Source organism: Brachybacterium sp. NPDC056505 (assembly GCF_042794925.1).
Classification (GTDB): Bacteria; Actinomycetota; Actinomycetes; order Actinomycetales; family Dermabacteraceae; genus Brachybacterium; species Brachybacterium kimchii.
Genome location: NZ_JBHTSV010000029.1, coordinates 12,812 through 37,167, shown reverse-complemented (window position 1 = coordinate 37,167; position 24,356 = coordinate 12,812). Strand labels below are relative to the sequence as shown.

The window sequence follows — 24,356 nt, the reverse complement described above, 5'->3', positions numbered from 1 at the left end:
CCGATGCAGGAGGTACACGTGAAGCTTCCCTGGCTCAGGTCCGCACTGGAGAACGAGGGCCCCTACGTCTCCGTCCACCTCGACACCACGCGGCTGGATCCGCAGGCCGTCACCGAGATCGAGGCCCGCTGGGCCCGCATGCGCGACCAGCTCGCCGCGGCCGGGGCCCCGGCTCCGCTGCTGGACCGGATCGGCGAGACCCTGCTGACCCCGTCGGCCATCGGTGGACGCCACGGACGCACCGTGATCGCCGCGGGCGACGAGATCGTCGTCGATCGGGTCCTGCCCGTGCCGCCCCTGCACGAGTCCGCGCACTTCGGCGACGAGCCCGAGCTGCTGCCGCTCCTCGAGCTCACGCCCTTCGCCGTCACCCAGCTCCTCATCGAGGTGGACCGCGCCGGCGCCGACCTGCGCCTGCGCGCACCCGACGCCCCCTCCCTCAGCAAGCACGGCGAGGGACTGGGCGAGGACGCGAGCGTCGACGGCGGCCACGACGAGCTGCACAAGGCGAGCCTCGGCGGCGGGGCCCAGCACGGCTGGCGCGCGAGCAACATCGAGGCCCGCGTCGAGGATTCCTGGGAGCGCAATGCCGAGGCCGTCGCACGGACCGTCGAGCGCATCGTGCGCGAGCAGCGGCCCGACATGGTGCTGCTGACCGGGGACGTGCGCTCGAGCGCACTGTTGAAGGCGGAGCTCGGACAGGAGGCCCTCGAGCGCCTGCACGAGGTGCCCGGCGGCACGCGAGGCAAGAGCCTGGACCGTCCCGCCTTCCGCGAGGAGGTCGTACGCGTGACGCGCGACTTCATCGCGCGTCATGAGGAGGACCTGCTCGCGCGGTTCCGGGAGGCCAGCGGTCGTGACGGCGCCGCCGCCACCAGCGCCGACGACGTCGCCCAGGTGCTCGATCGCGGTCAGGTCGACGAGCTGCTGCTGGTCTCGGGACGCCCCTGCCCGGACGTCGAGCGCCTGCTGCTCAGCGCCATCCGCACCGACGCGGGCATCAGCGCGCTGCGCGAGGACACCGAGGGCTCCGACGTCCTCGTCGACGGGATCGGCGCGCTGCTGCGCTGGCACGACGAGGCGACGCCCGCCGCGAGCATCGGCAGCATGAGTGGCGATGCGCGGCGCGAAGGAGCGCACGAGTCGAGCCCGAGCTGAGCGCCGCGGGCCGAGCCCGCGGGAGCCGCGGACCGCGGCTCCCGCGGCCTCATTCGGAGGCGGTGAGGTTCCGCTCGAGCGGACTGTAGTGCGCGCGCACGGCCTTCTCGTACGCGGTCGTGTCACCCGCCTCGAGCGCATCGACGATCGCGTCGTGCGCCTCGATGGTCAGGCGGATGTCCGTGGCAGGAGGCACGTCGAGCAGCGGGAGCGCCGAGGTGTGCACCTGCCAGAACGCGTCCCCCAGCTGCATCATCAGCTCGTTGCCGAGCTTCGAGAGCACGGCGGCGTGGAACGCCTGATCCGCCTCCGCGAAGGACCGGCCGGCGGCGTGCGCGGCCCGCATCCGCTCGACCTCGGCGCGCGCGGGCGCCAGGTCCTCCTCGTGCCACGCCTCGACGAGCCGTTGCCCGATCGACAGGTCCAGGGCGATCCGCGCCTGGACGACCTCACGCAGGGTGCGCAGGTCGTTGCCGTCGTTGAGGCGAGCGCGGAACAGCAATCCGTCCACGAGCGGGGCGAGAGACATCCTCCCCACGAACGTTCCGTGGCCGTGGCGCACCTCGACGATGTCCAGGGACGACAGGGTGCGCATCGCCTCGCGCACCGAGGAGCGCGCAACGCCCAGCTCCTCGACGAGCCGCGCCTCGGTGGGCATCGGATCCCCCGGGTGCAGCCCCGAGCGCAGGATCAGATCCTTGATGCGGGCCACCACGTCCCCGCCCGCGTCGTTCCGGCGCATGCGCTCTCCTCCCTACGAGGACCGCGCGATCGCGCGGTCCTGCCTCCATGATGCGATCCGGGTCACGGTTCGGTAACCCGTTCCGATCCACTGGCATCCGGGTCTAGAGTACCGCTAGAACATCAGACATCAGACGTCTGATAAAGATTCCGCTCGATGCGCGGGACGCCGGGAGCACGGACGCAGCCGTCTGCACGCACCCGGAGCCCTGGGCCTCGGACCGATCCGGTCCGGCCGAGCACTCCCACCCGAAGGGACGCACCGATCATGACCACGAAGACCACCCGCCGCAGTCTGCTGAAGACCACGGGGTTCCTCACCGCCGCCGCAGGCATCATCGGCACCGTCGCCGCCTGCGCTCCGCGCGACGGCGGCGACGCCTCCTCGGACGCCGGGGGCGCCGCGGCGACGCAGGCCGAGGAGGACGGCACCATCACCGCCGCGATCTCCTACGAGCTCGGCACCAACGGCTACGACCCCATGACCACGAGCGCCGCGCTCACGGTCGCCGTCAACTGGCACACGCTCGAGGGCCTCACCGAGCTCCACCCCGTGACCCGCAAGGTCTACGCAGCCCTCGCCTCCGACATCCCCACGAGCGACGGCACCAGCGTCGACGTCGCCCTCCGGGACGGCGCGACCTTCCACGACGGCAGCGCGGTGACCCCCGACGACGTCGTGTTCTCCTTCGAGCGCGTGCTCGACCCCGACAACGCCTCGCTGTACGCGAGCTTCATCGACTTCATCGAGAAGGTCGAGAAGAAGGACGACACCACGGTGACGTTCACCCTCGCCCACCCCGTCGCGATCCTCGCCGAGCGCCTGAGCGTCGTGAAGATCGTGCCGAAGGCCGCGGTCGAGAAGGACCCCAAGGCCTTCGACGCGAAGCCCATCGGCTCCGGCCCGTACTCCATGACCGACAACGGGGCCGCCTCGAAGAAGGTTGAGTTCGAGCGCTTCGAGAAGTACAACGGCCCGCAGCCCGCGAAGGCCGCCACGATGACCTGGCAGATCATCCCCGACGCCTCCACGCGCACCAACGCGATGCAGTCCAAGACCGCCCAGGCGGTCGACTCCGTGCCCTACCTCTCGATCGACCAGCTCAAGGGCTCGGCGACCGTCGATTCCCCGCTCGGGTTCGGCCTGCTGTTCGCGATGTTCAACAACAGCGAGGACAACCCCTTCCACGACCTCAAGAACCGGCAGGCCTTCCTGTACGCGATCGACATGGAGAAGGTCATCGAGGACGGACTGTCAGGCCAGGCCGAGGCGGCCACCTGCTTCGTCCAGAAGGACCACCCGGACTACAAGCAGGCCTCCACGGTCTACTCGCTCGACCTCGACAAGGCGAAGTCCCTCTTCCAGGAGACCGGCCTCACGAGCTTCCGACTGATGGCGACCGACCACGACTGGGTCAAGCAGTGCACGCCGATCATCCAGCAGTCGCTCGAGGCCGCCGGCGTGAAGGTCGAGTTCACCGAGAAGCAGTCCGCGGACGTCTACAACACGATCGACGGCAAGCCCGGCGCCTACGACGTGGTGATCGCCCCCGGCGACCCCTCGGTGTTTGGCAACGACCCCGATCTGCTGATGCGCTGGTGGTACTTCGCCGACACCTGGACCGACACGCGCATGCACTGGAAGGGCTCCGACGGATACACCGAGGTCACCGGCCTGCTCAAGGAGGCCATGTCGGAGACCGACGCGGACAAGCAGAAGGCCCTCTGGCAGCAGACCTTCGACGCCATCTCGGAGGACGTCCCGCTCTACCCGCTCTTCCACCGCAACGCCCCCTCGGCCTGGGACCCGAGCACCCTCGTGGGCTTCGAGCCCACGTCGCTGACCGGCCTGAGCTTCATCGGGGTCGGCAGCACCCAGTGACGCCCGCCGCGGTGCGCGACATGCTCGCGCACCGCGGCGCCGTCCGCCGGCCCGAGCCCCCACCGGCCCGCACCGCCCGTCCGCCCCGGCCCACCTGGAGGGATCCGTGTCCTCACTCGTCCGTCTGATCGGCAGGCGACTCGTCTCGCTGCCGCTCATGATCCTCGGCGTCACCCTGCTGGTGTTCGTCGTGATGTCGTTCTCCCCGTCGGACCCGGCGCGCCTCGCGCTCGGCGAGTCCGCCTCGCCCGCCGCCCTCGCCCAGTACCGCGAGGCGAACGGTCTGGACGACCCGCAGGTCATCCGCTACCTGCGGTTCCTCGGCGGCATGCTCCACGGGGATCTCGGCACCACGAGCGGCAACACGCCGGTCACCGACGTGGTCGCCAAGGCCTTCCCCATCACGCTGCAGCTGACCTTCCTGGGCCTCGCCTTCGCGATCGTCCTGGCCGCGATCCTGGGCGTGCTCGCCGCGCTCTTCCGCGACCGCTGGCCCGACCAGCTCATCCGCGTGCTGTCCGTCGCTGCCCTCGCGACCCCGTCGTTCTGGCTCGCGATCCTCCTCATCCAGTGGCTCGGCGAGGTCCCGGGCGGCTGGGGCGCCTTCCCCGCCCTGGTCAGCCAGTGGATCGGTCCGCTCACGGACCCGATGACGTGGTCCCACAACGTCGCGCTCCCCGCGATCGCCCTGGGAGTTCCGGTCGCGGGCTCCCTCACCCGCGTGGTGCGCACGGCGATGGTCGAGGAGTTCGACCGCGACTACGTGCGCACGGCCGTCGGCGCCGGCGTCCCCTACCCGATCGTGGTCGCGCGCAACGTGCTGCGCAACGCCCTCATCACGCCCATCACCGTGCTGGGCCTGCGCGTGGGCTACCTGATGGGTGGTGCGGTGATCATCGAGATCATCTTCAACATCCAGGCGATGGGCCAGCTCATCCTCGACGGCGTGAAGCGCAACGACGTGTTCCTCGTCCAGGGAGTGACGCTCACCGTGGCGATCGCCTTCATCGTCGTGAACATCCTCGTGGACCTGCTCTACGTCCTCGTCAACCCCCGGATCAGGAGCATCTGACATGCGCCGACGACTCGGCTCCCGCCTCGCCTCCGTCAGCGGCGCCCGCCCGGGCGCGCTGCGCTCCCTCGCCCTCCCCTCGAAAGTCGCCCTGGCTTTCCTGGTGCTGCTGATCCTGGCCGCCGCACTCGCCTCCGTGATCAGCCCCTTCGACCCGCTCGCGACCGGCTCCCCCGTGCAGCCTCCGAGCGCGGAGCACTGGATGGGCACCGACAGCGTGGGCCGGGACGTGTTCTCGCGACTGCTGCACGGGGCCCGCTCCTCGCTGCTGATCGGCCTGTGCGCCACCGCCGCCGCGCTCGTGGTCGCCGCCGTCCTGGGCTCCTTCGCGGCGACCGCGGCGAAGCTGCCCTCCGAGGTGCTCATGCGCATCCTCGACGTGGTCATGGCATTCCCGGGCATCGCGCTCGCGGCCGTCTTCGTGGCGGTCTTCGGCACCTCGCTGCCGGTGATCATCTTCGCGATCGCCTTCCTGTACGTGCCGCAGCTGGCGCGCGTCGTCCGCGCGAACGTGCTCGCCCAGTTCGGCGAGGACTACGTCGCGGCATCTCAGGTCATGGGGGCCTCGACGGCCTGGATCCTGTTCAAGCACGTGGCGCGCAACTGCCTCGCGCCGATCATGGTCTTCGCGACGGTGCTCGTGGCCGACGCGATCGTCTTCGAGGCCTCGCTCTCGTTCATCAACGCGGGCGTGCAGCCGCCGTCGCCCTCCTGGGGCAACATCATGAGCGAGGGCAAGGCGGTGCTCCTGGCTGGCTACTGGTGGCCGACGTTCTTCCCGGGCGTCGCCATCCTGCTCACGGTCCTCGCCCTGAACATCCTCTCCGAAGGCCTCACCGACACCTTCGCGAGCCCCCGCGTCAAGGCGTCGGTCGACGTCGACGCCGACGAGCGCGCGCAGGAGAAGATCCTGGAGGAGGCCGAGCGGAGCCCCGTGGTCGAGGTGGAGGGAGAGGAGCAGGACGTGCTCGGCGCGACCGATGCCGACATGGCCCGCCAGGTCCTGCACGACTCGCTGCGCAGGCTCCGCGAGGCCGAGCAGGCACGGGGCGAGCGCCCCTCTCCTGCGACCGGCGCTCCGATCCTCGAGGTGCGGAACCTCCGCGTCGCCTTCCCCGAGGCGCATGGCGACGTCGACATCGTCGACGACGTCTCCTTCTCGGTGCGCCCCGGGGAGACCATGGGCCTCGTCGGCGAATCGGGGTCCGGCAAGTCCGTCACGAGCCTCGCGATCATGGGACTACTCCCGCGCACGGCACGGGTGAGCGGTGAGGTGCTCCTGGACGGCAAGAACGTCCTGGACCTGGGATCGAAGCAGCTCAACGCCCTGCGCGGCCACGACGTCGCGATGATCTACCAGGACGCGCTGAGCTCGCTGAACCCCTCGATGCTCATCCGCGCGCAGATGAAGCAGCTGACCTCCCGCGGCGGCACCCGCAGCGCCGAGGACCTGCTCGAGCTCGTGGGCCTCGACCCCGCGCGCACGCTCTCCTCCTACCCGCACGAGCTCTCGGGCGGCCAGCGCCAGCGAGTGCTGATCGCGATGGCGCTCACCCGGGACCCCCGCCTGGTGATCGCCGACGAGCCCACGACCGCTCTCGACGTGACCGTGCAGAGGCAGGTCGTGGAACTGCTCGAACGGCTGCGCGAGGAGCTGGGCTTCGCCATGGTCTTCGTCAGCCACGACCTCGCCCTGGTCTCCCAGCTCGCCCACCGCATCACCGTGATGTACGCGGGCCAGGTCGTGGAGCAGGGCAGCACCGCCCAGATCCTCACCGATCCCCGCCACGAGTACACGCGGGGTCTGCTGGGCTCCGTGCTCTCGATCGAGGCGCGGGCCGAGCGCCTGCTGCAGGTGCCCGGGACCGTGCCCTCGCCGCGCGAGTTCGCCGCCGGCGACCGCTTCGCCCCGCGCTCGCAGGACCCGTCGGCCCGCTCCGACGTGCGCCCGCGGCTCGTCGCGATCGAGGAGCACGAGCAGGCGGGGGCCTCCGTCGGGCCCCGGACGGGAGAGCACCTGGTGGCGACGACCAACCGGGTGCCCGCCGCCCTGTCCCCCGACGAGGGCGCGGTCAAGGACACGAGCGCGGCCGCGCGACGCGCCACCCCGGACCCCGGCGGCACCGCTCCCCTGACATCTCCGACCCACGACCGAGGAGGCCGCTCATGAGCGCCCAGGATCCGCGCGCCTGCGACGCGGCACGGACCGACCGGGGCGACGGTCCGGTGATCGAGCTGCGCGACGTGCATGTGGTGCATCGCCTGCGCACGGGCTCGTTCCTGCACCCCGACACCATCCGCGCGGTCGACGGCATCAGCCTGAGCGTGGACCGCGGGCAGGTGCTCGGCATCGTCGGCGAGTCCGGCTCGGGCAAGTCGACCCTGGCGCGCGTGATGACCGGCCTGCAGAAGGTCACCAGCGGCGAGGTGCTCTTCCATGGCGCGGCGCTGGGACGCTCGCGCGCCGCGCGCCGGGAGCTCGGCCGCACCATCTCGGTCGTCTTCCAGGACCCGGCGACGGCGCTCAACCCGCGGCTCGTCGTCCGCGAGGCGCTCATGGACCCCCTGCGGGTCCACGGGATCGGCACGGAGAAGGAGCGGCTGGAGCGGGTGACCGAGCTCATCCACCAGGTCGGCCTGCCCGTCTCCGCGCTCGACGTGCTGCCCCGCCAGATCTCCGGCGGCCAGCGACAGCGCGTCGCGATCGCGCGCGCCCTCACCCTGCGGCCGGACGTGATCGTGGCCGACGAGCCCACGAGCGCCCTGGACGTCTCGGTGCGGGCCCAGGTGCTCAACCTGCTCATGGACCTCAAGGCCGAGCTCGGGCTGGGGCTCGTCTTCATCTCCCACGACATCTCGACGGTCCGCTTCGTCTCCGACGAGATCCTGGTGATGAACCGCGGACGCGCCGTCGAGCACGGCCCCGCCGCACAGGTCTTCGCCGACGCCGAGGACCCCTACACCCGCTCCCTGCTCGCCGCGGCCCCCACGCTGCTGTGAGCACGGGATCATCGACACTGCACACGAACTTCTCGGAGGAGACACCATGACCACCACCGCACCCGAGACCACCGGCGGATCGACCGTGCTGCGGGGCGTCGTCCCGCCGCTCCTGACCCCGCTCACGCCTGAGGGCGACCTCGACCGGGCGAGCCTGAGCAGGCTCGTCGCCCGCCTCCTCGAGGCAGAGGTCGACGGCATCTTCGCGCTCGGCTCGAGCGGAGAGGTCGCCTACCACGACGACGCCATGCGCGACCGCGTGCTCGACGCCGTCGTGGGCGAGGTCGCCGGTCAGGTGCCCGTGCTCGCAGGGGTCATCGACATGCAGACGCATCGGGTGGTCTCCCACGTGCGGGCCGCCGAGAAGCACGGCGTCGCGGGCATCGTCGCGACCGCGCCGTTCTACGCGGTCACCGGGCCCGACGAGATCGGCGCCCACTTCCGGGCGATCGGCGCGGCCTCCTCCGTGCCCGTGTGGGCCTACGACATCCCCGTCTGCGTGCACGTCAAGCTCGCCCCCGCCCAGCTCATGGAGCTCGCGGCCGACGGCGCGATCGCCGGGGTCAAGGACTCCAGCGGCGACGACGTGTCCTTCCGCCGCCTGGCCGCCCTGAACCGCGCGGCCGGCTCCCCGCTGACGCTGCTGACCGGCCACGAGGTCGTCGTCGACGGCGCCTACCTCTCCGGGGCCGACGGCTCGGTGCCGGGGCTCGGCAACGTCGATCCCGCCGGGTACGTGCGCATGGACCGCGCGGCGCGCGCGGGCGACTGGGACGCGGTGCGCGCCGAGCAGGACCGCCTCGCGGCCCTGTTCGAGATCGTCTTCCAGCCCACCGACAAGGCCGGTCCGGCCGCCGGCGTGGGAGCCTTCAAGACGGCGCTGCGGGAGCTCGGCGTCCTCTCGACCAACACGATGTCGCTGCCCATGACCCCCATCGAGGGCGGGGCGGTCGACCGCATCCGCACCATCCTCGATCAGGCGGGACTGCTGGATGCCCGGCGCTGAGCCCACGGCGCGCGAGGCGACGGACGGCGGATCGGAGGCCGCCGCAGCCGGCGCCGCTCCGCTCCCGGTGCTCGCCCTCGACATCGGCGGCACCAAGATCGCGGCCGCTCGCGTGAGCATCGCCGCGGACCGCTCGCGCGCCGAGGTGCTCGAGGAGACCACCGTCCCGACCCCCGCGCGCGAGGGGGCCCGGGCCGTGCTCGAGGCCGCCCTCGACGCCGGGTCGCGCATGATCGGCGACGCGAGCAGGGCAGGTGCTGCGGAGGCCCGGATCTCGGCCGTCGGCATCTCCACGGCCGGGGTCGTGGACGTGGCGCGCGGGGAGATCACGCACGCGACGTCCTCGCTGCCGGGCTGGCCGGGGACGCGCGTGACCGCCGCCTTCACCGAGCGCTTCGGCATCCCCGCGCGGGCGCTCAACGACGTCCACGCGCACGGACTCGGCGAGGCCCTGTTCGGCACCGGACGGGACGCCTCCTCCCTGCTGCTCGTGGCCGTGGGGACCGGAATCGGCGGCGCCCAGGTGGTCGACGGCCGGCCGGTCGTGGGCGTGCGCGGGGCCGCGGGCCACGTGGGCCACGTGACCGTCCCCGAGGCCGCGTCCGTCTCCTGCACGTGCGGTCGCGTCGGGCATCTCGAGGGGCTCGCCTCCGGGCCCGGGATCCTCGACCTCGCCCGGCGCCTCGGCGCGGACGCGGCGCAGTGCGCCGACGGGCCCGCTCTGGCCGCCGCCTCGCGCGCCGCCGACGGCCCCGCGCGCGAGGCCTACCGCCTGGCGGGCCTCGCCACGGGCCGCGTCATCGGCTCGCTCCTGAACGTGCTGGACGCCCAGACCGTCGCCCTCGCGGGCGGCGTCGTCGGAGCGAGCGAGGTCTGGGACGATGCCCTCAGGCAGGGCGTCGCGCGCGAGGCGATGGACGTCGTCTCCGCGACGCCCGTGGTCCCCGCGCGGGCCGGTGCGCGCGCGGCGCTGCTCGGCGCGGCGGCCTGGGCCATCGCCTGACCCGGGCGCTGCCCGTCGCCCTTCCCGTCCGACCGCCCGTCCCCGACCCGCAGCCTCTGTCTCCCGCTCCCGCTCCCGCTCCCGGAAGGATCCCGCGATGCATCCCCTGGTCTCCGCCCTCGAGGGCCGTCTGATCGTGTCCTGCCAGGCCTACCCCGGGGAGCCGATGCGCGACCCCGGCACCATGGCGCAGGTCGCCGCCTCCGTCGAGCGCGGCGGCGCGGCCGCGGTGCGCGCCCAGGGCCTCGAGGACATCCGGCAGGTGAAGGAGGCCGTGGACGTCCCCGTGATCGGGATCTGGAAGGACGGCGGCGAGGGCGTCTTCATCACGCCCACCCTCGATCACTGCCTGGCCGTGATCGACGCCGGCGCGGACGTCCTGGCGCTCGACGGCACCTCGCGGCCCCGCCCCGACGGCCGCACCTTCGCCGAGACCGTCGCCGCCGTCCGCGAGCGCTTCTCGGGCCCGATCATGGCCGACTGCGACAGCCTCGAGTCGGCCCTCGCGGCGGCCGAGGCGGGAGCAGAGATCGTCGGCACCACCCTGGCCGGCTACACCGATGCGCGCCCCCGCACCGAGGGCCCCGACCTCGAGCTGCTGAGCGAGCTCGCAGTGGCCCTGCCCGCGACCTCCGTGCTCGTGGCCGAGGGCCGCGTGCACACGCCCGCGCAGGCCGCGGCCTGCGCCGATGCCGGTGCGTTCGCCGTGGTCGTGGGCACCGCGATCACGCACCCCACGACCATCACCAGCTGGTTCCGCGACGCGGTCGAGTCCTGAGATGGACCGGCAGGAGCCGGTGTCCCGGGACGCGCTCTCGGAACGCACGGCACCGTCCGACCGTCCCGAGATCGTCTGCATCTGCGGATCGACCCGGTTCGCCCGCGAGATGCAGGAGGCCACCCGCGACCTCACCCTCGCGGGAGCCATCGTCCTGGCCCCGGCAGTGTTCGCGCCGGACGAGGCTCAGGAGATCGGTCCCGAGCAGAAGGCGGCCCTCGGCAACCTGCACCTGCACAGGATCGACCTCGCCGACCGCGTGCTCGTGGTGAACCCCGACGGGTACCTCGGCGAGTCCACGCGCCGGGAGATCGCGCACGCCCGGGCGACGGGCACGCCCGTCGCCTTCACCGACCCGGCATAAGGACGGGGACCCGCCGTCAGGGTTCGCGGCGGAGGCTCCGGGACGGGGCGTCCACGCTCGGCTCCTCGTCCGAGGCCACGTCCTGTCCGCCAGCCCCGTCCGCGGTGCTCGCCGCCCAGCTGCCGAGCACGGCGAGCGCATCGGCCGCGCTCGAGCCGGGCGCCGCGGTGTACACGTTCAGGCGCAGGCCTGGGCTCGCGGGGATCTCGAAGGCCTCGTAGTCCAGGACCATCTCGCCCACGAGCGGGTGGCGCAGGTGCTTGGTGCCGGCGCGGTGGAGCTTCACGTCCTGTTGCGCCCACAGCTCGCGGAAGCGGTCGGAGCGCATGGAGAGCTCGCCGACGAGGTCCTGCAGCTCCTTGCTGAAGGGGTCGCGACCGGCCTCGGCGTGCAGGAAGGCGACCACGTCGCGCTGCGCGGCGGGGAAGTCGACGAAGAACTGCTGAGCCGTGGGCACGAGGAAGGCGAAGCGGGCCGTGTTCGGCGCGCTCATCGACTCGATCACCGGGCTGTACAGGGCCCTGCCCATCGCGTTCGCGGCGACCACGTCGAAGCGGCCGTTGCGCACGAAGGCGGGCGCGGGGAGCATGTCGAGCATCCGGTGGACCGTCTCCGAGACCCGGGCGGACGCCGCCCCGGACGGAAGCGGGGAGCGGCCCTCGGGCCGGCGGCGCGAGCCCGCGGCCCGCACCAGTCGCCGCAGGTGATCGGACTCGATGTCGTCGAGCAGCAGGGCGCGTGCGATGCCGCGCAGGACCTCCTCGGAGACGGAGCCGACCCGTCCGCGCTCCATGCGGGTGTAGTACTCGACGCTGATGCCGGCGAGCAGGGCGACCTCCTCGCGGCGCAGCCCCTCGACCCGGCGGTGGCTGCCGAAGGCGGGCAGGCCCGCGTCCTCGGGGCGCACGCGGGCGCGGCGTGAGGCGAGGAACTCCCGCAGTTCGGTGATCGGATCCATCCTCGAAGACTACGGGGGCACCGACAGGGTGCCAGACCCTGTCGGTGCCCCCTTGGGCGCGACCCTGCGGATGCCCTTCTGGGAGTCAGACGGAGACGTCGGCGGACGTTTCCCGCGCGGCCCGCCTGGCCGCCGCGTTGCGCCGCACCGCGGAGAGGATCGTCAGCGCGATCGCCCCGAGCAGCAGCGCGTAGATGAGCCAGACGATGGGCCCGTCCAGGAGCGCGAGGGCGTTCCCGTCCGAGCTCATGAGCGCATCGCGCAGGTTGGTCTCCGCGAGCGGTCCCAGCACCATGCCGATGATCAGTGGGGCCAGCGGGTAGTCGGCGAGCCTCATCAGGAAGCCGATGAGCCCGATCACCAGCAGGATCAGCAGGTCGGCGACCGACGGGCTGGAGGCGTAGATGCCCAGACCGCAGAACATAGCGATCCCCGCGTACAGGTACGGCTTGGGGATCAGCAGCAGCTTCGCCCAGAGCTGGGCGAAGGGAAGGTTGATCACCAGCAGCACGATCATCGCGAGGAAGAAGCTCGCCAGCAGTGTCCAGACCAGGTCCGCCGATCGGTCGAACAGCAGCGGCCCGGGCTGCAGACCGTACTGGCGGAACGCCGCGAGCATCATCGCCGCTGTCGCGGAGACCGGCAGGCCCAGGGCCAGCAGGGCGCCCATCGCCATACCTGTGGTCGCGTTGCCCGCCGCCTCCGGTGCGGCCAGGCCCCGGATGGCGCCCTTGCCGAAGCGCGGGTTCGTGCGCCGCGAGTCCAGGCGCCGCTCGAGGCCGAAGGCGAGGAAGGTGGGCAGCTCCGATCCACCGGCCGGGACCACGCCGAAGGGCAGCCCGATGATCGTGCCGCGCGCCCAGGCGGGCGCCGCCTCCTTGAGCTCCGCACGGTTCAGCCACGGCCGGCCGGAGGCCTTCATGGGTGAGCGCGTGGGGTCGAAGCGCTCGCGGCAGGCCACGTAGATGACCTCCGCGAGGGCGAGCATCCCCACGGTGACGGTGACCAGCGAGATCCCGTCGAACAGCAGCGGCGAGCCCGCGGTGAAGCGCGGGGCGCCGCTGACGCCGTCGATGCCGATCACCGAGATGCCGATGCCCAGCAGCAGGGCCAGCAGGCCCTTGACCGCGGAGTCGGCGAGCACCGAGCTGGTCGCGAAGAACGCGAACACGGCGAGGGCGAAGAACTCCGCGGGGCCGAAGCTCGTGGAGAAGGCCGCGAGCCACGGCGCGAAGAACACCACGAGCACCGAGGCCGCCATGCCGCCCACGAAGGCGCCGATCGCGGCGGTCGCGAGGGCCTGCGGCGCCCGGCCCGAGCGGGCCATCGTATGGCCCTCGAAGGTCGAGGCGATCGCCGAGGCCTGCCCGGGCGTGTTCATGAGGATCGCCATCGTCGAGTCCCCGAAGAGGCCCCCGAAGTAGATGCCGGAGAACATGATGAACGCCGCCGTCGGATCCAGGGCGAAGGTGACGGGCAGCAGCAGCGCGACCGCCATCGAGGACCCGAGTCCGGGCATGACGCCCACCGCGGTGCCCAGCAGGCACCCGATGAGCACCCACAGCAGGTTCGTCAGGGTGAGGGCGTCGCCGAGCCCTCCCAGCAGCATGCTGATCGAATCCATCTCAGAATCCCCCTCCCAGCAGGCCCGAGGGAAGCGCGAGCCCGAGCGCCATGTCGAAGCAGATGTAGGCGACGGAGGAGACCGCGAGCGCGATCACCACGTCCATGAGCGGGCGGCGGGACCCGAAGGACCGCGAGACGCACCAGAACAGCAGGCCGCCGCCGAGGATCCAGCCGAGGTAGGGCAGGGTCACCGCGAACACGGCGAAGCCGCCCACGGCCCAGGCGAAGGGGCCCCAGGCGATGCCGACGCGCCGGGTGACGGTGCCGGCGATGCCCTCGGTCTCGTCGCGTCCGGCGGGGCGGGTGCGGTCGGGTGCGAGCGGGCTGTGGCGGCGCAGGACGCTGACGACCTGCACGATCACGAGCACCGCGATGCTCCCGGCGAGGATCTCGGGGACGAAGCGCGGGCCGGGGAAGGACGTGCCCTCCGGCAGCTTCATGGTCACGATGCCCACGAGCAGGTAGATCGCGAAGGCGGTCATGACGATCGGGACGGACAGCTCGGCGAGGAGTCCGGTCTCCGGTTCGGCCGACGAGGCGCCGGGCTCCGGGTCCGGGGCGTCGGGGGTGTGCGGGGCGGTGGTCATACGCCGAGCTCCTCGTACAGCGAGCGGATCAGCTCGGCCTGCCCGTCCAGGTAGTGCTGGACCTCGTCGCGGTCCACGACGTTCTCCGCCCAGTGGTAGTGGCGGACGGATTCCTTCCAGTCCGGCGTCGCGATCGTCTCCTCGATGATCGCGAGCAGCTGGGAGATCTCGTCCTCGCTGATCCCGGCCGGGGCGTGCATGGAGCGCCAGTTGGTGAGGGTCACGTCGTAGCCGAGGTCGACGGTGGTGGGCAGGTCGATGCCCTCGATCGGCTTCTCGGCGACGACGGCGAGTGCCTTGAGCCTCCCGGACTCGATCATGTCGACGGAGTCGGGGTAGCCGCTCGAGGCGGCCTTCGCCGTGCCGTTCAGCAGTGCCTGGGTGGCCTCTCCCCCGCCGTCGGAGGAGATGTAGTTGACCTCGGAGCCCGTGACGCCGGCGGCGACGGCGAGCTGGGTGACCACGAGCTGGTCGAAGGAGCCGCCGCCCGTCCACGGGATGCCGCCCACGTCCTTCTTCCACGCCTCGACGAGGTCGTCGAGGCTCTCGAACTCGGAATCGCCGGGCACCACGATCACGTCGTTCTCCTCGACGACGACGCCGAGGTTCGTGACGTCCTCGAGCGTGGTCGAGGACCCGTACTGGATGGTCGCGGCGAGCAGGCCGGTGCCGCCGATCATGAGGGTCTCGGCGTGGCCGCGCTGGCTGGCGAGGCTGGACAGAGCGATGGTTCCGCCTGCTCCGGGGATGTTCACGACCTGCGTGTTGTTCACGATGCCTCCGGCCCGCTGGGCCTGCTGCATCGAGCGCGCGGCGGTGTCCCATCCGCCGCCGGCGGCGGCGGGGGCGATGATCGTGAGGGACGAGCGCAGATCCTCACCGCCGGAGGCGGAGGCGATCGACCCGTAGGTGGCGGTGCCGATGGCGCCCGCGGCGACGACGCCGCCCAGCACCTTCAGGGCCGTGCGGCGCGGCGGGGCCGATCCCGACCCCGCGGGTGATGCCGGTGGGTGGACGTTCGGTGGTTCTTCGGGGGCCATGGGACTCCTGGGACGGGGCATCGCGCCACCGTGAGGAGGTGCGCGGCGGCGATGCCGAGCGAGCCCGGTCCGGACCGCACGGGGTCCGCACCGGAGAGGGAGGAGCCGACACCCTAGCGCGGCACGGCCCTGCTCCGCGCGTCCTGCCCGCGTGGCGGGAGCTCGCCCGGATCCGCGCACGGCCGCATCATGCCCTCGCGCGGTCGCACCATGCGCTTTTACCTGATGCGGCGATTCTTTACGGAGATGACCTGCGTCGACGCCACCGGGAGCGCGCCACGTCACGTGCTGGACCCCGAATCCTTGGCGCGACGACCAGACTTCGTTCCCCCAACATTCAGGTCACGCGCAGGTAACGGCGTGTCGTGTGAGCCACCGGGCATTCAAGGTCAAGGCTCTGCCAACTCTTCTTCACCGGCCTTGAGGCGCGCCCCTGCCCCGCCCGTACGGTGGCCGACGCAGATGCACCCCGGTTCGCTTGCAACCCCGGCGGTTCGGCAGCTGCTCCAGGACTTCCCCCTTATCGACGACTCTCGAAGGAGCCATCTCCCATGTCGACCCATGAGAGCACCTCGACGCTCAACGCATACCTCCGCCGCGGCGCCATCGCGATCGCCGGCGGCGCCCTCGTCGCCACCGGCATGATGGCGACCAGCACCACCGACGCCCACGCCGACCAGTGGGACACCGTCGCGCAGTGCGAGTCCGGCGGCAACTGGTCCACCAACACCGGCAACGGCTTCAAGGGCGGACTGCAGTTCACCGATTCCACCTGGAAGGCATACGGCGGCACCGGCAGCCCGCAGAACGCCTCCAAGTCCCAGCAGAAGGCCGTCGCCGAGCGCGTGCTCGCCGGCCAGGGCAAGGGCGCATGGCCCGTCTGCGGCAGGGGCCTCTCCGGCTCGGGCGACTCCGACGCCTCCATCCCCAGCGGCTCCTCGAACTCGAGCCAGAAGAGCACCTCGTCGGACTCCTCGTCCTCGAACTCCTCGAGTTCCTCCAAGAGCACGAGCTCGAAGCAGTCCAGCAAGCCCCAGGGCGACTGGAGCTGCGACGGCGACGGCATCGCGAACAACTGCACCGAGAACGGCTTCACCAAGAAGACCGAGAAGAAGCAGAGCACCTCGCAGTCCACCTCCAGCACCAAGAAGTCCAGCGAGAAGCAGGGCGACTGGAGCTGCGACGGCGATGGCATCGCCGACAACTGCACCGAGAACGGCTTCACCAAGGAGACCGCGAAGAAGAGCACCTCGCAGTCCTCCTCCTCGAACTCCTCGGCCCCCGGCATCTCCGTGGCGGGCACCCTGGACGTCGACGGCAAGATGGGCCCGAAGACCGTCTCGGCCCTGCAGGACTGGCTGAACATCGACCAGACCGGCAAGATGGACGCCCAGACCGTCAAGGCCGTCCAGGCCTGGACCGGCAACACCCAGGACGGCGACCTCGGCTCGACGACCGTCAAGGGCATCGAGCACCAGGTCGGCGCCACCCAGAACGGCGGCGACCAGCTCGACTCGGGCAGCGTCAAGACCCTGCAGGCGTTCCTGAACCTGTACTGATCCGGACTCGGGAGTCCCTCCCGCACTCCGCGGATCCGAAGACCGCGGCGGCGAAGCACTCGTGCCTCGCCGCCGCGGTCTTCTGCGCTTCCCGCACTCCCGGCCCCTCTCTCCTCCTCCCCCGTCCGTCGGCCCCCATCCGGGGCTGGGCGAGCACTGAACACTCCACGAACACGGCCCCAGGGTTCGACCTGTACCGTCGCCCGGGCCGTCCACCCCAGGAGGATCCATGACCACCATCAGGACCACCGCCCGGCGCGCCCTCGGCGCCGTCTCCCTCACCGCCGTCCTCGCCCTCGCCGCCTGCGGCGGCGGACAGGGAGCCGACCAGTCCGGCTCCGGTCAGCAGCAGGGCTCCCAGCAGTCCGCGAGCGACGGAGGCCAGCAGGGCCTCCAGTCCCAGCAGGGAGAGCAGGGCAAGCCCGACCTCTCCGGCGTCCCCGATCCCGTCGCCGAGGTCAACGGCACGAAGATCAGCAAGGACGAGTTCAGCCAGGCCTACGAGTCCCAGTACCAGCAGGCCACGATGTCCCAGCAGTCCGGCGGGCAGGCGCCCGACGAGGACTCGCTCAAGAAGCAGGTCGCCGACCAGCTCGTGGACAACCAGCTGCTCACCCAGGCCGCCGGCAAGGCCGGCATCAAGGCCGGCGACGACGACATCGACAAGACCCTGGACACCATCGCCCAGCAGAACGGCATGAAGTCCGGCGACGAGGTCGTCAAGGCGCTCGAGCAGCAGGGGTCGAGCGAGAAGCAGGTCCGCCAGGACGCCGCCTCCCAGTTCGAGCTCACCGAGTACATCGACAAGAAGGCGAAGATCTCCGATCCCAGCGAGAAGGAGCTCAAGCAGCAGTACGAGCAGCTGAAGGAGCAGTACGAGCAGGCCGGCCAGGCCCAGAGCCAGACCGGCGGGTCCTCCGGCGCGAGCGACAGCGGGGGCTCCACCCAGGTGCCCGCCTACAAGGACGTCAAGGACCAGCTCGCCCAGCAGGCGAAGACCCAGCAGGAGGGCGAAGCGGCCACGAAGATCGCCCAGGACCTGCGCAAGGACGCGGACGTGACCATCAACCTCTGACGTCGCGCCTCCCGACACCTCTCCGGCGCGCCGGCGGCGGATGCTCCAGGGCATCCCCGCCGGCGCTCCGCGTCTCCGGGGCGCCGCGTCGCCCGAGCGCCGCGTCTCCCGGCCACCGCATCCCCGGGCATCGTATTTCCCGGGCATCGGAGCAAAGCGCGGCAACAAGGTTGCCGCGCGTGCCGAGCCGTCCACAATCGGAGGACAGGCGCAGCGGACCCCGGTCCCCGCCGATCACCACGGCGAAGCAGTGAGCAGCGAAGTCACGCGTGCTCCCTCCCCCTTCTGCCTCTCAAGGATGAGACACGGAGATGCACATGAGCACGATCCAGGCTCCCGACATCGCGTCGGCCCCGACACCCCACCGGGTTCGCCCCTTCGGATGGCGCGACAAGTTCGGGTACATGTTCGGCGACTTCGGGAACGACTTCACGTTCCTGCTGCAGTCCTCGTTCTTCCTGATCTTCTACACGAACGTCATGGGCATCAACCCGGCCCACGTGGGCACCCTGCTGTTCGCCGCCCGCATCGTCGACGCCTTCACCGACGTGGGCGCGGGACGCCTGATCGACGTGCTGAAGCCCCGCCGGTCGGGCCGCTTCAGGCCCTGGCTGCTGCGGATCATGATCCCCGTCGCGGTGATGGCCGTGCTGATGTTCAGCCCGTTCCTGCAGGACGGCGCCTACGGGGCGCGCCTCGCCTGGATGATCGTCACCTACATGCTGTGGGGCTCGGTCTTCTACACGCTGATCAACATCCCCTACGGCTCGATGGCCTCGGTCATCTCGAACAAGGTGGGCGAGCGCTCGTCGCTGTCCGTGTTCCGCTCGCTCGGCGGCACCCTCGCGAACCTCGCGGTCTCCGTGGTGCTCCCCCTGGTCGTCTACGTGCAGATCGACGGCCGGTCCGAGCTCTCCGGCACCCGCATGATGCTCGCGGCGCTGGCCTGCGCGATCCTCGCGGTCGTCTGCTACGTGCTCTGCTACGTCAACGTCGAGGAGCGCATCGAGACCCCGCCGAAGCCCAAGGCCGAGCGCATGGGCTTCGGGGCCATGATGGGCACGCTCCTCACGAACCGTGCGCTGACCGGCATCGTCGTGGGCGCGCTGCTCATGCTCATCGGCCAGATGTCCCTGATGGCGCTGCTGCCGTACGTCTACAACGACTTCTACAACCACGGCACGCTGCTCTCGCTCGTGAACCTCGTGGGCCTGATCCCGACCCTGCTGCTCGTCCCCTTCGCGACCGCGCTGGGCAAGCGGTTCGGCAAGAAGGAGTTCGGCATCTTCGGCATGGGGCTCGCGTTCGTCGCCGCCCTGATCCTGTGCGTGATCCGCACCGACAGCCCGATCGTCTTCATGATCGGCTACATGCTGATGATGCTCGGCATCGGCTGCATCAATCTGCTGATCTGGGCGTTCATCACCGATGTGATCGACTTCCAGGAGATCCGCACCGGCGAGCGGAACGACGCGACCGTGTACTCGATCTACTCGTGGGCCCGTAAGCTCGGCCAGGCCTTCGCCGGCGGACTCGCCGGCTGGGCCCTGGCCTGGATCGGCTACGAAGAAGGAGGCGTCCAGCAGACCGAGGGCGTGCTGAGCGGGGTCTACAGCCTGACCACCCTGCTGCCGGGCCTGCTCTTCGCGGCCACCGCCCTCGTCTTCGCCTTCTGGTACCCGCTGTCGAAGAAGCGCGTGAACGAGAACGTCGCCGCCCTGGAGGCCAAGCACGAGGCCGAGGGCACGCAGGCCTGATCCGACCGTCGGCGGCTCCTCGCGAGGGGTCGCCGGCGCCGCTCCAGCGGTGCCCACGGGCGCCGCCCCGCTCCACCCGGCCCGCCGTGCGGGCCAACCGTCACCCACCGCAGACAGGAGACACCATGTCGGAGAAGAACGTACGACTCGGCATCATCGGACTCGGGGCCCAGGGCGGCATGTACGCCGGGCTCCTGGCCGACGGGAAGATCGAGGGCATGTCCCTCGGCGCGATCGCCGACACGGACCCGGCCAAGAAGGACCTCGCCGCGCAGAAGCACGCGGGCGTCCCCTTCTACGACGACTACATCGCGATGCTCGACTCCGGGGACGTCGATGCGGTGGTCACCACGGTCCCCCACTACCTGCACCCGGAGATGACGATCACCGCGATCGGCAAGGGCATCCACACCCTCACGGAGAAGCCGGCCGGCGTGTACACGAAGCAGGTCGAGGAGATGAACGCCTTCGCGGCCTCCCATCCGGAGACCACCTTCGCGATCATGTTCAACCAGCGCACCAACCCCGTGTACACCGACCTCAAGGCGCTCATCGATTCCGGCGAGCTCGGACGGCTGCGCCACACCTCCTGGATCATCACCACCTGGTGGCGCCCGCAGGCCTACTACGACCAGTCCGCATGGCGCGCCACCTGGGGCGGCGAGGGCGGCGGCGTCCTCGTGAACCAGGCCCCCCACCAGCTGGACCTCTGGCAGTGGCTGTGCGGCGTCCCGCAGAAGGTGTTCGCGAAGCTCGCCTTCGGCTTCCAGCGCGACATCGCGACCGAGGACGAGGTGAACGCCGTCGTCGACTTCGGCGACGGGGCGACCGGCAGCTTCATCACCTCGACGAACGACATCATCGGCACCGACCGCCTCGAGATGCTGTTCGACAAGGGGAAGATCGTCGTGGACGCCTCCAAGAAGGTGACGATCACCCGCCTGAAGCAGGACGAGCGCTCGCTGTCCGACGGCATGTCCGCCGAGGACGTGGGCAAGCTGTTCATGGGCAAGATCGACACCGCCGACCTCTACGAGACCGAGGTCAAGGAGTACGAGTCGGCCTGGGGCCAGCAGCACATCAGCGTCCTGACCAACTTCGCGGCCCACATCAACGACGGCACCCCGCTGATCGCCGACGGCGCCGAGGGCATCAACGGCGTCCGCCTCGCCTCCGGCATGCAGCTCTCGGCGTGGACCGGCCGCGAGATCGACCTCGTGGAGTACCCGGCCGACGACTACCTCACCGAGCTCAATGCCCGTATCGAGGCCGAAGGCGAATTCCCGACGCGTTCCTGAGTCCCGACCCGGGCGCCGTCACCGTTCGCGGCGCCGGGCCCCTCCCTTGCGGCCCTGGCGCCGCCTGCACCCACCACCACCGGATTTCGAAGGAGAAGACCATCATGCCCGTCCTCGGACTGCAGCTGATGATGCTCAAGGACCAGATCAACGAGAAGGGGATGTACGAGGTGCTGCGCAGCGTGCGCGACCTCGACATCGACGCCGCCGAGGTCTCCCAGGTCGAGATGACCGACGAGCTCATCGACGACCTCGTGCGCGGCAAGGAGGACTTCGGGGTCGAGACCGCCGCCATGAGCGCGTCGATCGCGCCCGGCGGCAACGGCTTCGCCCTGGAGACCGAGTTCGACCGCGCCGTGGAGGCGTGCAGGCGCACGGGCTCGCGATTCCTGCGCATCGGCATGATGCCGTTCTCCGCGATGGTCTCGAAGGAGGCCTGCGAGGCGTGGGCCGCCGAGGTCGAGCCCTACGCCGCCCGCCTCGCGGAGCAGGGTGTGACGCTCTGCTACCACAACCACCACGTGGACCTCATCCAGTTCGACGGCGAGCGCATCTTCGACATCGTGCGCCGGGTCGCGCCGTCGCTGCTGTTCGAGGTGGACCTGCACTGGGTCCAGCGCGGCGGCATGGCCCCGCTGGACATGCTCGAGGCCTACGCCGGCGCCTGCAAGCTGATCCACGTCAAGGACTTCCGCATCGCGCCGCTGAGCAAGGAGCTGTACGAGCAGTTCTCCACCGACAAGATCTCGATGAAGGAGTTCCAGGAGCACTTCCTGAACCTCGCCCAGTTCGCGGAGGTGGGTCAGGGCAACATGAACTGGCCCGATCTGCTGCCCGCCGCCGAGAAGGCCGGGGCCGAGTACTTCCTCATCGAGCAGGACGACACCTACGGTCGCGACCCGATCGACGCGATCCGCGACTCCCGCGAGTACCTGCGCTCGATCGGCTACTGACGCCGCGCTCCCGCCGGGGCCCCGGCATTGGCCCGCGGGTCGATGTCGGGGCCCCTTCGTATACTCTCCGACGTGACCGCGATCACGCCCCCTGGTGCCGCCCCGACCCCCACTCCGACCGACGATGCGCGCACGGCCGCCCGCTGGGCCTCCGTGCTCGATCTGGCGCGCGGACGCTCGGCGGAGCTCGGCGTCGAGGACCTCGCCGAGCAGGCCGGCTACAGCCCCTTCCACTTCTCGCGGCTGTTCACCACGCGCTACCGCGTCTCCCCCGGCCGCTACCTCACCGCTCTGCGGATCGACGCGGCCAAACGGATGCTCCTGGCCGACGAGACGCTCCCCGTGGTCGACGTGGCCACGGAGGTCGGCTTCGACTCCCTCTCGAGCTTCTCCCGCCGCTTCCGGGCGGGTGTCGGCCTGCCGCCGGCGTCGCTGCGGCGCCTCGCGGACCAGGTCGCGGGCCGCCCCGTGCGCCCCTTCACGATCACGGGCGACGGCGCGGGCGCGATCGCCGTCGGACTCGATCTGCCCGCGGGCTTCAGCCCGCGCGGGGACCCCTCGGTGTGGGTGGGTTGGTATCCGCATCCCGCGCCGATCGGGCTCCCGCGCGCCGGGATGCTGCTGCGCGGGCGCCTCGACGCGCGTCTTCCGCTCTGCCCGGGCGCGCCGTTCCTGCTCGGCTTCGCGGTGCCGGCGCACGCGAGCGTCGAGGAGCAGCTGGTGCCCGCGGCCCCCGTGGTCGCCGTGCACCCTGCGCCGCTCCTGGCGGCGGGCGCCGTCACGCTGCGCTTCGGCCCGCAGGACGGGTCGAGCCCGGTCCCGCTGCTCTCGGCGCTGCCCTCGCTCCGTCGGCCGTGAGCGCGGGGCCGGTCAGCCCCGGCGCCACCGGACGTGGCGCGCTCGCTCGTCGGCCTCCCGCCCGGCGGAACGGCCGGTCTCCGCGACCGATCGCAGCCACGTCTCGAGCTCCGGAGCGAGGTCCTGGACGGCCAGGCCCGGCGCGGACGCCGCAGGGGTCTCCCGCCCGGCGGCCGCGAGCGCGCTGCGAGCCGCCTGCGCGGCGCGGCGCCGCTGACCCCCGGCGTGATGGACCCGGGCGCGCACGAGCTCGCGCCGGAAATCCTGGATCGGCACGCTGGACCCCTTGCTCTCGGAGGCGCGCAGAAGGGAGCGCGCCTCACGCAGCGCGGCGCGCGTGCCGCGTCGCGCGAGCAGGTCTGCGAGCTCCACGTGCGCGAGCTGGCTGGTGCCCTGCAGCGGCGGATTCTCCGCGAGCAGGGTGCGCAGCAGGCGCTCGGCCTCCTCGGGATCGTCCTCGTGCAGGGAGCCTGCGAGGTGCTCCATCGCCGCCCAGCGCTCCGAGTCGGGCTCACCCTGCGCGATGGCCCGCCGCCAGAGCTCGCGAGCGGGTGCCCGCAGGCCCTCGCGCTCGAGATGCGCCCCCTGGATCCGCAGGTACTGGGCGCGGTTGTGGGACCTGGCCCTGCCCAGTCGCAGCTCGAACTGCTCGGCATCCTCGGACGTCCATGTGGTGCTGCGGAACCAGTCGGCCATGGACCGGACGATACCGGCACCGCGCAGGAACGGACATACCGCGCCGCGCGCGGGCATCTAGCGTGGTGAGCGCACCGGTCGCCCCGGCGGGGCGCTCGCGCAGTGAACGGCCCCGTTCCCTGCCACTCGGACGAAGGAGCAGACCATGACCCGCAGCATCGGAAGCACCACCTGGCTCGACGTCAGCGTCCACGACGTCGACGCCGCGAAGGCCTTCTACTCCGGCCTGTTCGGGTGGGAGTTCGAGGACATGGGCGAGGACTTCAACCACTACCACCTGATCCGCAACGACGGCGCCCTCGTCGGCGGGCTCATGGACGTCACCGGCATGACCTGCCCGGAGGGCGACCCGCTCCCCGCCGCCTGGAGCGTGTATCTCCTCGTCGACGACATCGACTCCCGCGCCCGCCGCGTCACCGAGAACGGCGGGGTCATCGTCGCCGGCCCCCACCCCGTGGGCGATCAGGGAAGCATGGTGGTGGTCCTCGACTCGACGCAGGCGGGCGTCGGCCTCTGGCAGGCGGGCACGCTCGAGGGCTTCGACTTCACCGGCTCGCCGGGATCGCCCGTGTGGTTCGAGCTGATGACGCACGACTTCGACGGCGCCTGCGCGTTCTACCGCAGCGTGGTCGACGCGGACCTGGTCCCGATGAGCGAGCCGATGGACGACGACGGCTTCCGGTACGTCACCAACGGCCCGGAGGGGAAGAACGGCTGGGGCATCTGCGACGCCACGGGCGTGATGCCGAAGGAGGCGACCGGCTGGCGGATCTACCTCGGGGTCGAGGCGGCCGACGCCGCGGTCGCCCGGGTGCAGGAGCTCGGCGGGAGCCTGCTCGACGGCCCCGTCGACTCCCCGTTCGGCCGCATCGCGACCGTCGCCGACCCGGCCGGCGCGACCTTCCAGATCAGCGCGATGGGCGAGGCCGTCCCCGAGGGCTGAGA

The 24,356-nt window shown here is 71.3% G+C and carries 22 protein-coding genes; 16 read left to right on the top strand and 6 right to left on the bottom strand.

Annotated features, from left to right (window positions below; all coding sequences use genetic code 11):
• Positions 1-18: 18 nt before the first annotated feature.
• Positions 19-1,158 (top strand): hypothetical protein, encoded by a 1,140-nt coding sequence (locus tag ACFQ53_RS13370; protein WP_377860460.1) that lies wholly within the window; start codon positions 19-21, stop codon positions 1,156-1,158.
• Between the two features lie 49 nt (positions 1,159-1,207).
• Here the strand turns inward: ACFQ53_RS13370 and ACFQ53_RS13365 are convergent, their stop codons facing one another.
• Positions 1,208-1,900, bottom strand: a complete 693-nt coding sequence (locus ACFQ53_RS13365; protein ID WP_377860458.1) for a FadR/GntR family transcriptional regulator — start codon at positions 1,898-1,900, stop codon at positions 1,208-1,210.
• Between the two features lie 267 nt (positions 1,901-2,167).
• Between ACFQ53_RS13365 and ACFQ53_RS13360 the strand changes: the two genes are divergently transcribed.
• From ACFQ53_RS13360 to ACFQ53_RS13325, 8 genes are all read left to right on the top strand, one after another.
• Positions 2,168-3,781: an ABC transporter substrate-binding protein gene (locus ACFQ53_RS13360; RefSeq protein ID WP_377860456.1), complete on the top strand. Its 1,614-nt coding sequence runs from the start codon at positions 2,168-2,170 to the stop codon at positions 3,779-3,781.
• 106 nt (positions 3,782-3,887) lie between these two features.
• Entirely contained in the window at positions 3,888-4,853 is a 966-nt protein-coding gene (locus tag ACFQ53_RS13355) for an ABC transporter permease (RefSeq protein ID WP_377860454.1), read from the top strand.
• 1 nt (position 4,854) lies between these two features.
• Positions 4,855-7,023: a dipeptide/oligopeptide/nickel ABC transporter permease/ATP-binding protein gene (locus tag ACFQ53_RS13350; RefSeq protein WP_377860452.1), complete on the top strand. Its 2,169-nt coding sequence runs from the start codon at positions 4,855-4,857 to the stop codon at positions 7,021-7,023.
• Positions 7,020-7,853 carry an ABC transporter ATP-binding protein gene (locus tag ACFQ53_RS13345; protein WP_377860450.1) on the top strand — a complete coding sequence of 278 codons (834 nt, stop codon included), beginning with the start codon at positions 7,020-7,022 and terminating at the stop codon, positions 7,851-7,853. The genes ACFQ53_RS13350 and ACFQ53_RS13345 overlap by 4 nt, the downstream gene beginning before the upstream one ends.
• A 46-nt stretch (positions 7,854-7,899) precedes the next feature.
• Positions 7,900-8,859, top strand: coding sequence for a dihydrodipicolinate synthase family protein (locus ACFQ53_RS13340; protein WP_377860448.1), 960 nt, complete (start codon positions 7,900-7,902; stop codon positions 8,857-8,859).
• The gene (locus tag ACFQ53_RS13335) at positions 8,846-9,862 is read left to right on the top strand and encodes an ROK family protein (RefSeq protein ID WP_377860446.1); all 1,017 of its coding nucleotides are present in this window, start codon (positions 8,846-8,848) and stop codon (positions 9,860-9,862) included. Before ACFQ53_RS13340 ends, ACFQ53_RS13335 begins: the two co-directional genes overlap by 14 nt.
• A gap of 97 nt (positions 9,863-9,959) precedes the next feature.
• The gene (locus ACFQ53_RS13330; RefSeq protein ID WP_377860444.1) at positions 9,960-10,640 is read left to right on the top strand and encodes an N-acetylmannosamine-6-phosphate 2-epimerase; all 681 of its coding nucleotides are present in this window, start codon (positions 9,960-9,962) and stop codon (positions 10,638-10,640) included.
• A gap of 1 nt (position 10,641) precedes the next feature.
• A complete protein-coding gene (locus ACFQ53_RS13325) occupies positions 10,642-11,004 on the top strand; it encodes a hypothetical protein (protein ID WP_377860442.1) in 363 nt (120 codons plus the stop codon).
• A 16-nt stretch (positions 11,005-11,020) separates the two neighbouring features.
• Here the strand turns inward: ACFQ53_RS13325 and ACFQ53_RS13320 are convergent, their stop codons facing one another.
• From ACFQ53_RS13320 to ACFQ53_RS13305, 4 genes are all read right to left on the bottom strand, one after another.
• Entirely contained in the window at positions 11,021-11,962 is a 942-nt protein-coding gene (locus ACFQ53_RS13320; protein ID WP_377860440.1) for a helix-turn-helix transcriptional regulator, read from the bottom strand.
• An 85-nt stretch (positions 11,963-12,047) separates the two neighbouring features.
• Positions 12,048-13,586 (bottom strand): tripartite tricarboxylate transporter permease, encoded by a 1,539-nt coding sequence (locus tag ACFQ53_RS13315; protein ID WP_377860438.1) that lies wholly within the window; start codon positions 13,584-13,586, stop codon positions 12,048-12,050.
• A 1-nt stretch (position 13,587) separates the two neighbouring features.
• Positions 13,588-14,175 (bottom strand): tripartite tricarboxylate transporter TctB family protein, encoded by a 588-nt coding sequence (locus tag ACFQ53_RS13310; RefSeq protein ID WP_377860436.1) that lies wholly within the window; start codon positions 14,173-14,175, stop codon positions 13,588-13,590.
• Positions 14,172-15,215 carry a tripartite tricarboxylate transporter substrate binding protein gene (locus tag ACFQ53_RS13305; RefSeq protein WP_377860434.1) on the bottom strand — a complete coding sequence of 348 codons (1,044 nt, stop codon included), beginning with the start codon at positions 15,213-15,215 and terminating at the stop codon, positions 14,172-14,174. The genes ACFQ53_RS13310 and ACFQ53_RS13305 overlap by 4 nt, the downstream gene beginning before the upstream one ends.
• 551 nt (positions 15,216-15,766) lie before the next feature.
• On the opposite strand from ACFQ53_RS13305, the gene ACFQ53_RS13300 reads away from it, so the two are divergent.
• The 6 genes from ACFQ53_RS13300 (at position 15,767) to ACFQ53_RS13275 (ending at position 22,715) form a co-directional block, all read left to right on the top strand.
• A complete protein-coding gene (locus ACFQ53_RS13300; RefSeq protein ID WP_377860432.1) occupies positions 15,767-16,774 on the top strand; it encodes a transglycosylase family protein in 1,008 nt (335 codons plus the stop codon).
• Between the two features lie 229 nt (positions 16,775-17,003).
• On the top strand, positions 17,004-17,849 hold the full coding sequence (locus ACFQ53_RS13295; protein WP_377860430.1) for a SurA N-terminal domain-containing protein: 846 nt from the start codon (positions 17,004-17,006) through the stop codon (positions 17,847-17,849).
• Between the two features lie 317 nt (positions 17,850-18,166).
• Positions 18,167-19,606 carry an MFS transporter gene (locus ACFQ53_RS13290; RefSeq protein ID WP_377860428.1) on the top strand — a complete coding sequence of 480 codons (1,440 nt, stop codon included), beginning with the start codon at positions 18,167-18,169 and terminating at the stop codon, positions 19,604-19,606.
• Between the two features lie 125 nt (positions 19,607-19,731).
• Positions 19,732-20,904 carry a Gfo/Idh/MocA family protein gene (locus ACFQ53_RS13285; protein WP_377860426.1) on the top strand — a complete coding sequence of 391 codons (1,173 nt, stop codon included), beginning with the start codon at positions 19,732-19,734 and terminating at the stop codon, positions 20,902-20,904.
• A 104-nt stretch (positions 20,905-21,008) separates the two neighbouring features.
• Complete coding sequence (locus tag ACFQ53_RS13280) at positions 21,009-21,857, top strand: sugar phosphate isomerase/epimerase family protein (RefSeq protein WP_377860424.1); 849 nt, start codon at positions 21,009-21,011, stop codon at positions 21,855-21,857.
• 72 nt (positions 21,858-21,929) lie between these two features.
• Entirely contained in the window at positions 21,930-22,715 is a 786-nt protein-coding gene (locus tag ACFQ53_RS13275; protein WP_377860422.1) for a helix-turn-helix transcriptional regulator, read from the top strand.
• Between the two features lie 12 nt (positions 22,716-22,727).
• Here ACFQ53_RS13275 and ACFQ53_RS13270 read toward each other — a convergent pair whose 3' ends face one another.
• Positions 22,728-23,411 carry a hypothetical protein gene (locus tag ACFQ53_RS13270; protein WP_377860420.1) on the bottom strand — a complete coding sequence of 228 codons (684 nt, stop codon included), beginning with the start codon at positions 23,409-23,411 and terminating at the stop codon, positions 22,728-22,730.
• 145 nt (positions 23,412-23,556) lie between these two features.
• Here ACFQ53_RS13270 and ACFQ53_RS13265 point away from each other — a divergent pair, with 145 nt between their 5' ends.
• Complete coding sequence (locus ACFQ53_RS13265; RefSeq protein ID WP_377860418.1) at positions 23,557-24,354, top strand: VOC family protein; 798 nt, start codon at positions 23,557-23,559, stop codon at positions 24,352-24,354.
• Positions 24,355-24,356: the final 2 nt, after the last annotated feature.